At 48.7% G+C, this 14,006-nt stretch carries 13 protein-coding genes; 3 read left to right on the forward strand and 10 right to left on the reverse strand.

The window, feature by feature from the left end; all coding sequences use genetic code 11:
* Positions 1-10: 10 nt before the first annotated feature.
* Positions 11-1,018, reverse strand: a complete 1,008-nt coding sequence (locus UM402_RS12570) for a hypothetical protein (RefSeq protein ID WP_058578596.1) — start codon at positions 1,016-1,018, stop codon at positions 11-13.
* Positions 1,019-1,245: 227 nt separating this feature from the next.
* Between UM402_RS12570 and UM402_RS12575 the strand changes: the two genes are divergently transcribed.
* Positions 1,246-1,722: an Hsp20 family protein gene (locus UM402_RS12575; RefSeq protein WP_053953462.1), complete on the forward strand. Its 477-nt coding sequence runs from the start codon at positions 1,246-1,248 to the stop codon at positions 1,720-1,722.
* Between the two features lie 41 nt (positions 1,723-1,763).
* On the opposite strand, the gene UM402_RS12580 is transcribed toward UM402_RS12575, so the two are convergent.
* From UM402_RS12580 to recQ, 3 genes are read right to left on the reverse strand one after another with little or no spacing between them, the layout of a single operon-like run.
* Positions 1,764-4,544 carry an EAL domain-containing protein gene (locus tag UM402_RS12580; RefSeq protein WP_058578597.1) on the reverse strand — a complete coding sequence of 927 codons (2,781 nt, stop codon included), beginning with the start codon at positions 4,542-4,544 and terminating at the stop codon, positions 1,764-1,766.
* Complete coding sequence (locus tag UM402_RS12585) at positions 4,528-4,848, reverse strand: DUF3630 family protein (RefSeq protein ID WP_286911396.1); 321 nt, start codon at positions 4,846-4,848, stop codon at positions 4,528-4,530. Before UM402_RS12585 ends, UM402_RS12580 begins: the two co-directional genes overlap by 17 nt.
* Positions 4,793-6,655 (reverse strand): DNA helicase RecQ, encoded by a 1,863-nt coding sequence (gene recQ, locus UM402_RS12590; RefSeq protein ID WP_416182881.1) that lies wholly within the window; start codon positions 6,653-6,655, stop codon positions 4,793-4,795. Before recQ ends, UM402_RS12585 begins: the two co-directional genes overlap by 56 nt.
* A 59-nt stretch (positions 6,656-6,714) precedes the next feature.
* Here recQ and UM402_RS12595 point away from each other — a divergent pair, with 59 nt between their 5' ends.
* Both UM402_RS12595 and rarD read left to right on the forward strand, forming a co-directional pair.
* Complete coding sequence (locus UM402_RS12595) at positions 6,715-7,179, forward strand: thioesterase family protein (protein WP_058578600.1); 465 nt, start codon at positions 6,715-6,717, stop codon at positions 7,177-7,179.
* A 22-nt stretch (positions 7,180-7,201) separates the two neighbouring features.
* A complete protein-coding gene (gene rarD / locus UM402_RS12600; RefSeq protein ID WP_058578601.1) occupies positions 7,202-8,134 on the forward strand; it encodes an EamA family transporter RarD in 933 nt (310 codons plus the stop codon).
* On the opposite strand, the gene UM402_RS12605 is transcribed toward rarD, so the two are convergent.
* The 6 genes from UM402_RS12605 to dapF all read right to left on the reverse strand — a co-directional run bounded on the left by UM402_RS12605 (position 8,111) and on the right by dapF (position 14,004).
* Positions 8,111-8,533, reverse strand: coding sequence for an OsmC family protein (locus UM402_RS12605; RefSeq protein ID WP_058578602.1), 423 nt, complete (start codon positions 8,531-8,533; stop codon positions 8,111-8,113). The genes rarD and UM402_RS12605 overlap by 24 nt on opposite strands.
* 74 nt (positions 8,534-8,607) lie before the next feature.
* Complete coding sequence (uvrD, locus tag UM402_RS12610) at positions 8,608-10,779, reverse strand: DNA helicase II (RefSeq protein WP_053953468.1); 2,172 nt, start codon at positions 10,777-10,779, stop codon at positions 8,608-8,610.
* Positions 10,780-10,872: 93 nt separating this feature from the next.
* Entirely contained in the window at positions 10,873-11,583 is a 711-nt protein-coding gene (locus UM402_RS12615) for an HAD-IA family hydrolase (RefSeq protein ID WP_058578603.1), read from the reverse strand.
* Between the two features lie 18 nt (positions 11,584-11,601).
* The gene (locus tag UM402_RS12620) at positions 11,602-12,498 is read right to left on the reverse strand and encodes a tyrosine recombinase XerC (RefSeq protein ID WP_058578604.1); all 897 of its coding nucleotides are present in this window, start codon (positions 12,496-12,498) and stop codon (positions 11,602-11,604) included.
* Complete coding sequence (locus tag UM402_RS12625) at positions 12,485-13,180, reverse strand: DUF484 family protein (protein WP_053953471.1); 696 nt, start codon at positions 13,178-13,180, stop codon at positions 12,485-12,487. The genes UM402_RS12620 and UM402_RS12625 overlap by 14 nt, the downstream gene beginning before the upstream one ends.
* Positions 13,177-14,004, reverse strand: a complete 828-nt coding sequence (gene dapF, locus UM402_RS12630; RefSeq protein WP_058578605.1) for a diaminopimelate epimerase — start codon at positions 14,002-14,004, stop codon at positions 13,177-13,179. The genes UM402_RS12625 and dapF overlap by 4 nt, the downstream gene beginning before the upstream one ends.
* Positions 14,005-14,006: the final 2 nt, after the last annotated feature.

Here is a 14,006-nt window from a genome sequence, read left to right on the forward strand (position 1 = left end):
TTTAAGCACCCTAGAATTTATCAAGCCAAAAGCCACGAGAGGCCAAAAAGTCTCTAACAACCGGATACCCTCGCGCAGTTATGTACCAAAGGCTGTCCTTAGAGGCAGTGTCCTGCTTTGAGATAAGTGACTGCTGTTGCAAAATTTGCAGCTGTATCTGCAGCTGGCTCGCAGAAACGATAGGCAATACTTGAGCAAGCTGACTACTGGTTAGGCCATGATGAACCAATAAGGCGTAGCATACGAACGCAGTGGCATCTTCCGCCTCTTGTGGCAACTGCGGCAGCTCAAAAGCTTTATCGCTATTGCGATGGTAGCGATCAGAGTATGCGGCGGCGATACCCGGATTACCTCGGCTGAGCGCTGCCAATGCCCGTAAACGCCCCTCGCCGCGTGCCAGCCCTATTCGTTCCAATGCCTGGTCGTCGAGCCCTTGCAAGGTCCACAGTTCAGAAACCGGCACTGGCCAAACTTTTTCTAAAAATGCCCATGCCCAGCTGTCACAAACAATGAGGCCTTTACCCGCTTCTCCCGACAAAACTTTTGCGAAAAACTCACGAGTCCAGCGCAACCCATTGGTTTGTCGTAAAAAGGTATGAGCCAATTGCGGCATAAGCCACACTTTGGTTTTGGTGAATTTAGGAGAGGGCGGATCACTCGGTTGGCAAAGCGTGTTTCTGTCCGGCAGTTTCATTGTCGACATGTTGTTCTGCTGCGCCCAGTGCTGAATGGCTTCAGCAACGCCGGAATGAGGCGGCGCAATAACCCAGCGCAAACTGTTATCATCCTTGTCATTCAGCCAGTCTGAAAATACGCTGTCTAATTCCTTTATTGCCTCATCCAGCTTTAATTCGAACGCGTTTTCATGCTCGTCTTGTTCGTCATTTTCTGATTCTGGAGATAACCAATGGGTAAAATTTTGCCACCATTTTTTTACAGTAATAACGGTCGGAACCGCAGGGCGTTCAAACTCGTTAACTGTTACCCATTGCCAGGCTTTTTTAGGCGCTTCAGCCATAGTTGTTTCCCTGTTAAGTTCGCCAGAAAATAACTTCCTATCAGTCGATAATAGAGTGCCTTTGCGCAGAGTCCAATGAAAAAATATCAAAAAGCCTCTTGAAAGCCATTTTGCCAGTACACATATAAAGAGTAAGGCTGGTGTCTCAAAGAGAGCCGCCTTGTAACGACACACGCTGTGTCAATTTATTAACCATTTAACAGTTATTGCTTCTAAGGAGAATGACTATGGCAACTATCGACTTAAGCCCTCTATATCGTAGCAGTGTAGGTTTCGACCGTATGGCATCTTTGCTGGATTCGGCACTACGCTCAGATACTGGTGCAACTGGGTATCCTCCCTACAACATTGAATTGGTAGCAGAGAACCAATACGCCATTACCTTGGCGGTTGCAGGTTTCGAGGATAGCGACTTAGAAATTGAAGTAGAAAACGGCGTTCTTCGTGTGACCGGTAAAAAAGCCGAAGAAAACGAGAAACGTGAATTTCTGCACCGCGGCATAGCAAACCGTGCCTTCGAACGTAAGTTCAGCTTAGCTGAACACATTGAAGTCACTGGCGCTGCTTTGAAAAACGGTCTGTTGACTATTGGCTTAGTGAAGAACATTCCTGAAGCCATGAAGCCAAAACGCATTAGCATTGGCAGTTCCACCAAAGATCTGCTGGAAGATCGTTCTAAAAGCAAAGAAGAAAGTGCTGCGTAAATTTATGCACTGGATGAGGGGCGGTGAATAACCGCCCTTTTTTAACGTTGCCACTCGACTGGGTGCCCACAGACAAAGCCCTGGATATAGTCTACGCCCAGCTGAGTGAGTTTAATTCGAATCTCGTCACTTTCCACTCCAACCGCACAAACCTCGACATTCGAAGCTTTGGCTAAACGAACACAACTTGCGACAAGCTCAGCATCTATAGTGTCGATAAGCATGTTCTGAACCCAGAACCGATTCACTTTTATTTGAGTTAACGGTAACTGCCTTAATAATTGAAACGAGTTATAGCTGCTGCCAAACTGGTCTATTGCCGTACCAATACCCAGCTCTTTTAAGTTTTTAAACAACTGATACGTTTGGTCGAAATGTTTGAAAACATCGGGCTCAGATACTTCAAACACCAACTGATTAGGCTGTATAACCGAGTTCTTAAGCGCCGCTTCAATGAATTGAATAAAACCGTCATCTTCAAGACTCTGAGTCGACAAATTAATGTGACAACGCCAGGTTCGGGTTGCCTCAAATGGGTTCTCATTGAAATGCTCGACGGCCTCTCGCACTAGCCAGCGGTCAGCCTTGCCCATGACGCCTGCCCGAAGAGCAGCACGCAAAAATTGCTGGGGTGCTATAGGCTCATCTGTATTCGAGTCGGGCAAGCGGAGCAGTAACTCGATACAGTGTTTGTCGGCGTTACGCGCCGCACTGACTATGGGCTGGGCATAGAGCGTCCAGTTTTCCTCTCTTAATGCTTGCTTAAGCTTCTGCTCCCACTCTAACTCAGCTTCGCCCAATAAGCGTTTCTGGTCAGCCTCACTGTATGAATGCACTCGGTAGTCACCTTGCTGCATGGCAAGCTTTAACGCCTCTCGTGCTTGCCTTAGTAAGGTGCTGGCGGACACTTCAGACGAGTCCGAATAAGCGATGCCGGCATGGGCAGTGATCTGATAAATACGTCTGTCACTGTTGAAGCGAAACTCTTTACAGTACTGAACTAAGCGATGCGCTTGCGCAAAGACGGACTGTTCATCGTCGGTATTCAGCAGCGCAATCTCATGCTCGCTAACCCTTGCAATGCGCGAGTACTTAGGCGCCTTTTTCTTCAGGTTTATAGCAAGCTGCAAAATGGCTTGATCTTTGGCATCAGCACCGGCCTGATCGGCAATAACTTCCAAACCAGACAGCTTAATAATAGTTACGCAGGCCGCCTTTTGGGCGTCGAGCCGAGACTGCAATAAACGCCTAAGCTCGCGTACATTTAATAAGCCGGTTACTGCATCATGGTGAGCCAGAAAATCGAGGTGAATTTCAGCTTCCATGCGCTTGGTAACATCAGAAATACGGCCGGTGTTATCACCAAAATATTCGACATCGAGCCAAATTTTCCGACCGTCTAACCGGTCGACAGAAGTAAGCTGCCTCTTACCCTCAATAACAAACCCTTTGGGCCAGTGGGCTTTAACCTGGTCGAGCGAGTGCGCCGCCAAAATCGTTAACATTTGCTGGTTTACCTGTTTAAACGAACCATCGTCATTAAGTCGGAACCAGCCCTCACCCGTACGTTGCAGCAACTGCCACAACCTTCTTCTTAGCGTCTTTCTATTCTTTTTAAGCCCGACAATACGGCGCATTAATCGGTTCAGTCGGTGTCTTTCCAGCGCCAGCAGAAACATCATCGTGGTTATTGTCATGGCACTGTAGAGTAGTAAGCCAGACACCCCTTCCCATATAGGGTTATAGCGTGGCGATATAAGAAGCCATGCGACAATAACCGTTACCGCCAGCAAGAATGTTTGCCAACGAAAGCCGGAAATTGGCTGTTTCTGAATGCTTCTAAGCACTACAACTGCCGCCCATATCAGCAAACCGTTAACCTGGGCAATAATCAGCGCACTCTGCCAACGGTCACCCAACCACGGCAAACCAATAGTGAAACCCAGAGCAGCCGCCAAAACCACGTAACCAATACGGTTAAAACGGGACAACCGGAAACGAAAGCGCCCCCATTCCCAAATAAACCAGCAAAGCGTCAGTACTAACAGCTGACTAACGTAAGTTTTCAATGCCGCTGCGATATCTGGGGTATAGGGTGAGAAATAGGTTATCCACACACCGCTGTGCAATAGTAGCGACAGGGTAAATGCGGTACTGACACACCCAAACGTCAGCAATAGCCGGCTTTTGAAAAGCTGTGCGGAGACAAAAGCAGCCAAAGCCAGCAGAATAAGGATACCAGCGTTAACACCCAATGCGGTTTGTTGTTGCTGTTGGCGCAACTCTAGTTCGGTCGACTGCCACAAACTAATAGTCGGCATTTGCTCCGGCCATTGTTGCACTGCGGTAACCAGCCAAACCGTTTTGTTCGAGGGCAGTGTTACCGGCAGCACATGCTCATGCGATAAATGCGGACGCTGCATAAGAGGCGTTGAAAAGTTATTCGACAATTGGCTCAGAACCGTACCGTCGGAGTCGAGCACAAACACGCTCACCGATTGTAAAAACGGGTCACTAAACTTTACGTAGAAAGTTTGTGAGCGGTTACTTCGGTTATATAGCGGAACACTGCTCCAGATATTCGGTTTAGTGCCTGCGTAGTTATGTTCACTGAGTTCGGCTGGGCTAAGCCAGCGCGACGGTTCATTAACGGCAAGCCTGTCTACCGGCACTGATGCATCGACGACGCGGTATTTGAAGTGCTGATTCAGGGTAACTTTCGAGGTTTGAGCGGACACGGAAACGGGCGTGCGAACTTCTGCACCAGCTAACAGCGGAAGCAACAGTAACAGCCATAGTGCGTGTTTAAATATAGTCTGCATGTCGTAAGTTCTTTATAACCTCTTCGCTCATCTCTTCTAGCGCTTGCAGCCATACCGCATCGCAGATTTCCGAATAGAATAATAGCCAGTGCTGATTATTAATAGTCAGGCGCCAACAAAACTGATCAGCCGCAATTTCTTTTTCGCGAATACGAGCATCCAATGTGTCGCATAATGCAGCCACCCAGTTATCGAGCTCTTGCTCTGCCGGTTTACCGTTTAAAGTAATGACTGACTGGTCGTTTGCTTCATCCATTAAATAGCTGCCGCTCACTTGCTCCTGACAAAAACGCTTCAATTGCACTCATAAATTCCTGACCATACCGAGCCAGTTTCACGTCACCAACACCGTTTATATCGAGCATATCATCGGCCGTGGTCGGGTAATGGACACACATTTCCACCAAAGCGGCATCACTGAATACCACAAACGGTGCCACTTGCTCTTTGTCGGCAATGTCTTTGCGCAGTTTCCGCAATCGCCTGAACAGTATTTTATTGTAGTCACCACGGTCGGTAATTCTGGTTTTTGTTGCGGTCAGCTCTAGCCTTGGCTTGGCTAATTCTAACGGCACTTCACCTTTTAAAACAGGTCGTGCCGCCTCAGTCAGCTGCAGAGCGGCAAACCGGCGGATATCCTGAATAATAAGCCCGCGGTGAATAAGTTGCCGCAATACCGAAAACCAATGCTCTTGGGGTTTTGACCGCCCCAGTCCGTAGGTTGTTAATTGGTCATGGCCTAACTCGATAATCCGTTGAGCCTTTGAGCCGCGCAGTACCTCAACGACATGGTTAATACCAAACTGTTGTCCGACCCGGTAGACACAGCTGAGCGCTTTTTGGGCGTCTTCAAGTGCTTCGTATCGAGTCGGCTGGTCCAAGCACAAGTCGCAGTTTCCGCACTCTTTGTCGGAGTACTCATTAAAATAATTCAGTACTACTAAGCGGCGGCAGGTCTGAGCTTCCGCCATGGCCTGCATGGCTGAGAATTTCTGCGCTTCCACGGCTCGACGCTGTTCATTATCGTGCTCGTCTATCATGCGCCGGATCCACTGAGCATCTCGCGGATCGTAAAGCATCATCGCTTCAGCAGGAAGGCCGTCACGCCCGGCACGCCCGGTTTCCTGATAGTAAGACTCGACGCTGCGCGGAATGTCGAAATGCACGACAAAACGGATATTTGGCTTGTTAATACCCATACCAAACGCAACCGTCGCCACAACAACATCAATATCGTCACGCAGGAACTGCCGTAGCGTCGTTTCTTTGAGTTTTTGTTCTAAGCCGGCATGGTAAGGTGCTGCCCGAACACCGGACTGCTGCAAACTTTCCGCCAATTCCTCAGTCTTCTTTCGGCTACCGCAATAAATAATACCGGCCGCGCCTTTTTGCTTTTTGACGTAGTCTTTAACCTGTTTTAGCGGCTTATACTTTTCCTGAACAACATAGCGAATATTGGGGCGATCAAACGAGCTGCGATGAACCAATGGCGCATTCAAATGCAGTCGTTCAATAATGTCGTGCTGGGTGGCTGAGTCCGCTGTGGCGGTTAACGCCATAAAAGGAGTGTTGGGCAAATAGCTGCGTAACACACCCAGCTGCCCGTACTCAGGCCGGAAGTCATGTCCCCACTGGCTAATGCAATGCGCTTCGTCAACAGCAATAAACGACAGGTTCAGGGTTTGTAAGCGCTCAATAAAACTCGGCTGTAATATGCGTTCGGGGCTGACGTAAAGCAGCTTAATGTCGCCTCGTTGCAACGCCTGCAATGTATTCATCGACTGTTCTGATGACACGCCTGAATGCAAAGTCGCTGCTTTTATATCCAGCGCGTTTAATGCCTCGACCTGATCCTGCATCAGCGACAATAGCGGAGAAATAACCACAGCCACGCCATCGCTGCAAATAGCCGGCAGCTGGTAGCATAATGACTTACCACCGCCCGTTGGCATGAGCACCAGCGAGTCTCGTCCTTCCAGTGCCGCCTGCATAATCGCCTCCTGACCTTCACGAAATTCGTGATAGCCAAAGACAGATTCAAGCTTGGACTGAAGCGGATTTGGCGACAGTTGTTCTGCAGTGCTGACTGCGCTACTACTCATGGTCGGCATCGTTTATTGACTTATTAAGTAACATCCTCTTATTGTAAGCGTCCTGTTCATTAATAACCATGCCCAAAATGGATACACAAACAATACTGACAAAAGTTTCCGACTTTATGGACACGCGGGTGCCGTTTCAACAGTTACTTGGCTTTGAAATTACGGAGTTTAACCCGGCCCGGGGCGAGCTAAAGTTCCAATGGAAAGACGAGTTATTAGGTAATGTTCCACAACGTATTTTGCACGGTGGTGTCACTGCAACAGCGTTAGATACCGCCGGTGGCCTGGTTGCAATAGCAGGCATGGTTGACCGATTAGAAGACCCCAGTGAAAGTTACCTTATGGAGCGCCTTAGTCGTTGTGGTACAATTGATTTGCGTGTTGATTTTCTTCGCCCAGGCCGGGGTAAAACCTTTATCGCCAGTGCCACTATTATTCGTTCAGGAAACAAAGTGGCCGTTGCTCGTATGGAGCTGCATAACGAAGAAGGCACGCACATCGCTTTTGGAACCGGCACCTACCTGGTCGGTTAAGCTCTGATTAAGGAAAGCCAGTATGTCCGATGACGCTGTTCGGGCCCGGCAAGGCGTTTTCTTCGCACTTGCTGCCTACACATTTTGGGGTGTTGCACCTGTTTACTTCAAACTCGTAAAGCAAGTTCCGGCTTTTGAGATACTCGCTCATCGTATCATTTGGGCTTTTTTGATGGTCTTTGTGTTAATTGTTGCTATGAAGCGACTAGACCGCATTCGCCCCATTTTAAAAAGCCGCAAGCTCGTCATTCGGCTCACTCTGGCCACTTGTCTGCTCGGTGGTAACTGGTTCTTGTTTATTTGGGCAGTTAACAGCGACCACATGTTGGACGCCAGCCTTGGTTATTACATAAACCCATTGCTGAATGTGGCCATAGGCATGATTTTCTTCTCAGAGCGTATGCGTCGCCTGCAACTGGTTGCTATTGGTTTAGCCGTGGTTGGTGTGGCTATTCAGGTTATTACCTTCGGTTCGGTGCCTTGGGTTGCTTTGGCATTGGCCTCCAGCTTTGCCACTTACGGCGCTATTCGTAAGCGTTTGCCTGTCGACTCAATTAGTGGATTGTGGCTGGAAACCGCCATATTACTGCCGGTTATGCTGATTTATTTGTTCGGATTTGCCAGCTCGGCGTCCAGTGACTTAACGGCCAACCCATGGACACTAAATTTATTGCTGGTAGCAGCCGGCTTAGTGACAACCATTCCACTGCTTTGCTTTACCGCAGCTGCGCAACGGCTCCGTTATGCGACCTTAGGCTTTTTTCAGTACATTGCGCCAACGCTTATGTTCATACTAGCAGTTGCTATTTACGGCGAGCCTCTTGAGGAAAGTAAGCTGGTCACATTTATTATTATCTGGAGTGCACTGGCACTGTATAGCTTTGACTCTATTATACAGCGCCAGCGAGATAGAAAAGCGAAGAAATTAGCTTCAGCTGAGGCTGGCATTCATTGAGATGTCAGCGTTTAGCACCTTGCTGACCGGACAACCTTCTTTCGCGTTGTTTGCCAACTCCTGAAACTTATCCTCGCTAATATCCGGAATACTGGCTTTTACCGTCAGATGAATTTTATCAATCGCAAAGCCGCCGTCTTGTTCTACCAGAGAGACCTCTGCTTTTGCATCAATATTGTCAGGCTCATAACCCGCTTCTCCCAGCATTAAGGAAAACGCCATGGCGTAACAGCCCGCATGAGCGGCACCTATGAGCTCTTCGGGGTTGGTGCCTTTACCGTCTTCAAAGCGACTTTTAAACGAGTACTGGGTTTTGTCCAATATGCCGCTTTGTGTTGATACAACACCTGATCCTTCTTTAATACTGCCTTTCCACTGTGCATTTGCAGTGCGTTTCATTAAGCACCTCCAAATTTTCATGTATGTACTATAAACATAGTTGAAGAATGCACTTTTTGATCACTACTTTACACTTAGAACACAGGATCCAACCGGGCGTAAGCAACGACTAGCCACTTGCTGCCCACATTGTCGAAGTTAATTTGAACACGTGACTGCGGACCAGTACCTTCATAATTGAGCACGGTGCCTTCCCCAAATTTCGGGTGGCGAACGCGCTGACCCAGTGTGTAACCGGTCTGATCAAAAGCTTCATGGCTGGCCGCGTTATTAAAACGGCTATAGCTCGAGGGCTTTTCAACACTGGTTTGCGCACGAACTTCGTGTAGCGTGTCGGGTGGGATTTCCGCAATAAACCGGCTGATTCTGTGAAACAACTCCTGTCCATAAATACGGCGCTGCTCTGCGTAAGTAAGCACTAACTTTTGCATGGCCCGAGTCATGCCGACGTAACAAAGACGACGCTCTTCTTCGAGCCTGCCGGGCTCATCCATCGACTGCTGCGACGGGAACATACCTTCCTCAACGCCCGTCATGAACACCAAAGGAAATTCCAGACCTTTGGCGCTGTGTAATGTCATGAGCTGGACTGCATCCTGATACTCATCCGCTTGCTCTTCACCCGCTTCTAAGGCTGCATGCGCCAGAAATGCATTAAGTGGCGTCATTTCCTCTTCAGCGTCATCCAGTGTGAAGTTTTCACACGCAGTAACCAGCTCTTTCAAGTTTTCTACCCGTGTTTCTGCTTTTTCGCCTTTTTCTGCCTCGTACATGGCCATTAAGCCGCTTTTCTTTATAACTTCGTCACTTAAGCGGCCTAAGCTGAATTCTTCGGTTTCATCATCAAGCTCTTCAATAAAGTCGAGGAAGCTGCCTACTGCGTTTCGCGCACGTCCGGCTAACTGCTTTTCGTTCACCATGTACTTAGCCGCATTCCACAGTGACTCAGCGCGCTCCCGTGATGCCTGACGAATAATATCCATAGTGCGCCCGCCAATACCACGGGCAGGGGTATTAATGACACGTTCAAGCGCAGCATCATCGTCCCGATTACCTAAAATTCTCAAGTAAGCCAGCGCGTCCTTAATTTCCTGACGCTCGAAGAAGCGCAAACCACCATAAATACGATACGGCAGCCTTGCATGCAGCAAAGCTTCTTCTAAAATACGCGATTGTGCGTTACTTCGATACAAAATAGCGACATCTTGCAGCGAATTGCCATTATCTCGCCAATCTTCAATTTGCGATACTATATAACGAGCTTCATCCATTTCGTTGAAGCCCGCATAAAGGCTAATGGGCTCACCCTCGTTCCCTTCCGTCCATAAGTCTTTGCCCAAGCGGCCCGAGTTATTAGAAATGACTGAGTTTGCTGCTTTCAAAATAGTGCTGGTTGAGCGGTAGTTCTGCTCCAGACGAATGGTTTGTGCGCCGGCAAAGTCTTCTAAGAACTGATGAATATTTTCGACTTTGGCGCCGCGCCAGCCGTAAATAGACTGGTCGTCATCACCAACAATAGTCACGCTGTTCTGCGCGCCTGCTAACAGCCTCACCCAGGCATACTGAATGGAGTTAGTATCCTGAAATTCGTCCACCAAAATATGACGAAAGCGGTTCTGGTAATGCTCTCGCACAATACGGTTATTTCTCAGCAGCTCGTGCGCCCTTAACAGCAGCTCAGCAAAGTCCACCAAGCCAGCGCGGTCACAGCTTTCCTGGTACAGCTGGTAAATTTCTTTCAGTGTCTGCTCGGTTGGGTCGTAAGTTTCGATATGCTCGGCTCGTAACCCTTCGTCTTTCTTGCCGTTGATGTACCACTGCGCTTGTTTTGCCGGCCAACGTTTGTCGTCTAAGTTGAGGCTTTTTATCAGGCGTTTAATCAGTCGCTGCTGGTCATCACTGTCGAGTATTTGAAAGTTCTGTGGCAGCCCGACATCCATATAATGCGCTCGTAACAACCTATGCGCTAAACCATGGAAGGTACCAATCCACATGCCTCGCACGGAGCTGCCCACTAGCTGCTCAACCCGGCCACGCATTTCCGCCGCCGCTTTATTGGTAAAAGTGACCGCTAAGATACTGAACGGAGAATAGTTTTGTTGTTGAATGAGCCAGGCAATACGGTGCACCAGCACCCGAGTTTTACCACTCCCGGCGCCAGCCAGCACCAACATATGTCCGTCGGGTGCCGATACAGCTTGCTGCTGCCTTTCATTCAGTTCTGCCAGAAGAGGGTGTGTACTCATTAACGTTCACCTGATGTATTCAATTCAAAGATCTGTCGCCAGTGTAATAATGAATCACTGTATAAGCAACCAGTAGTGTCGCGTGAGGGCTTTTTACCAAAGCAGCAACGACTTAAGCTGGGCTAAGTGGTCAATTTTGACGGTCGGTAATATCGACAGATGTTGTGGTCGTCCTAAACCAGACGTCAGCCATACTGACTGCCAGCCATGCCGCTGCGCACCAAGCACATCGGAATAGGGGTGGTCACCCACATGGAGAAACTCCTCTGGCTTAACCGCCGGGAACCGTTGTTGTGCTTTAAGGAACATATCCGGCAATGGCTTACCGCGAACACCGTTGCCTGGCTGAACTATTAGGCTGAAGTAATCCGACAAACCTATTTTACCGGTATCAACATTGCCATTACTCAACGCAATAAGTTCATATCTCTCGGCTAATTGCTGTAATAGCTCAAGGCTTTCTTTTGGCGGTTCGAAGTTACTTCTGTGCAGTAGAAAATGATCCATAATGTCGTGTGCATGGGTCGCTGCATTCACCACACCAAACTGCTCTAAGCCATGCTTTAACGTGCGAATGCGCAGCTCTGTCATGTCACTGGCAAGCGCCGGGTCACTCTGGCTGACTTTGTCTCGTAACTGGCGCCAATGGCTGACATCCCACGCAGCGGTTTCCGGAAACTTATCCACAATGTACTGTTGAACCGAATGCTCTGCGGTTTGCATCACCGGTACATTGTCATAAAGCGTGTCATCCAGGTCGAAGCTGATGATTTTAGGCGGCTGCCAACGGCGGAAAAACTGCATAAAGTTAAACTCCCAATACTATTTCTTTCTGGCTCTTGGGTGAGCACTGTCATAAACGCTGGCCAGTCGCTGAAAATCTAAGTGCGTATACACCTGAGTTGTGGATAAGTTCGCATGACCCAACATTTCCTGCACAGCACGTAAGTCACCGCTTGCTTCAAGCATGTGCGATGCAAATGAGTGACGCAGTTTATGAGGGTGTAAGTCCCCGACAATGCCCTGCTGCTTCCCCCAGTAGTTTAGCCGTTGCTGTACCGTTCTGGGGCTTATCCGTTGTAATCGTTTACTGACAAATAGCGCCAACTCGGGTTTATCGGCGAGCCACACCTGGCGAACTTTAAGCCACTGTTTCAGTGCTTTCTCCGCACACCGACCAAAAGGCACAATACGCGTTTTACTGCCTTTACCAGTCACTCTTAACTGCATCATACGGTGGTCGATGTCGTCTCGGTTCAGACTCACCAACTCAGCCAAACGAATACCACTGGCATATAAAAGCTCCATCATAGCCGCATCACGAATGGCTATTTCATCGTCAGCCGGTAAATCCAGTAAATGGGAGATACTGTCAACATCAAGGTTTTTAGGTAGTCTTTTCGGCACTTTCGGTGCAGAAACTGAACTTGCGGGGTTGTCGTCTAAAGCATCCAACTCTACAAGGAACTGGCAGAACGTGCGCCACGCCGACAATTTTAGCGCAATACTGCGCTCGCCCAGACCAGAACGCCGCCAACCGACGAGCAACCGTTCTATGACGGGCACTCTCAGTTGCTTAGCATCAGTTATTTTTTGCTGCTCGAGCTCTTGAAGATCGGCCGCTATAAGGCGTTGATAGTTTTTAAGAGTTAATTCGGCGAGACCGCGCTCGCCGCGCAGTTGCTTTAGCCACTTATCTTGCCACTCAAGCAGCGTCATGGCGTTTAATAAGCTCCGGCAAAACCGCACCCAGCAGCGCTTGCAGCTGTTTAATAAGCAGCTTATCCATTGCCGGCTCAAAGTGGCCCGCGCTGCTACTTCCCACGGCCAACATGCCTAGCTCACCGTTTTCACCCAGTAACAGCAGGGCTACTGACTGAATACTTTCGTCGTTAAACAGCAGCTTATGTTCTTGCTCGGTTAACCGTCCTAAGTAGATGGACTCGTCACTAAAACGCTTGCTCAGTAGTTGTTTATGAGTATCAGACGCAAACGTGTATTGTTCATCGAGCTCTACCGGGCTTTCAAAAAACTTGAGCGTTAACACCGGCATATCGAGTTCATTTTCAAAGGTGTTTTTCAATTGTGAGAGCACGTCGCTCAGGCTGTCGCAGCGCAGTAACTGAACATAGAGGTTGCTATAGGCGTTAAAAATAGCCTCGTTACGGCGAGCATTAATCATCAACTCGGTAATTTCTTCTTCCAGCTGCTGAACTCGCTGTCTGAGTTTTTGCTGCTGTCTTTCAATTAACGACACGGCACCTTTCTCGCTATGACGAAATTGCAGCTGCGCTAACAGGTCCTCATTACGCGTGAAAAAGTCAGGGTTTTCCTGCAAATACTCGCGTATCAGGCTGTCATCAATTTTTTCGTTTAACATCGAGTTCAATTCGTTACTCATAACACCATTTGTCCATCGTAAATCAGCTCTGCCGGGCCCGTCATTTTAACAGGCTGTCCTTGTTGCCAGCGAATCAGTAAGTCACCACCTGGCAGTGATACTTTTACACGCTCATTCAATAAGCCTTGTTGTATACCTGCAACGGCGGCGGCACAAGCACCGCTACCACAGGCCTGGGTTTCGCCAACCCCACGTTCAAATACCCGAAGCTTTATTTCATCGGCTGACAGCTGCTGCATAAAGCCAACATTCACACTCTCCGGGAAACGTTCATGCGCAGTGACAGCTGCGCCTAGGGTGTCCACTGGCGCTGTATCGACGTTACCAACAGCAATAACACAATGTGGATTACCCAATCCAACAACACCACACATTACGGTTTCATCATTCACGCGAAGAACATAGGTCTGTTCCGCTTTTTGCGCTTTAAACGGCACTTGGGCGGGTTCAAATAAAGGCTCACCCATATCGACAGTCACCTGACCGTCTTTTTCCAAGTGCAAAACCATTTTCCCGGCTTTCGTGCTGACTTTTAGGTGATTTTTGTTGCTCAGCCCTTTGGCTTTCACGAATTTCGCAAAGCACCGTGCGCCATTGCCACACTGTGACACCTCGCTACCATCGGCATTAAATATGCGGTAATGAAAGTCTAAATCCGGGTCGTATGGCGGCTCAACCAACAGCAGCTGATCAAACCCCACACCGGTATGGCGACTTGCCCATTGGCGAATTTGATCAGGATTTACGTATAAGTTCTGCGTGACATTGTCGACGACCATAAAGTCATTGCCGAGCCCGTGCATTTTAGAAAAGTGCAATAACATAA

This window comes from Idiomarina sp. OXR-189 (genome assembly GCF_034373425.1).
In the GTDB taxonomy this organism is placed as follows: domain Bacteria; phylum Pseudomonadota; class Gammaproteobacteria; order Enterobacterales; family Alteromonadaceae; genus Idiomarina; species Idiomarina zobellii.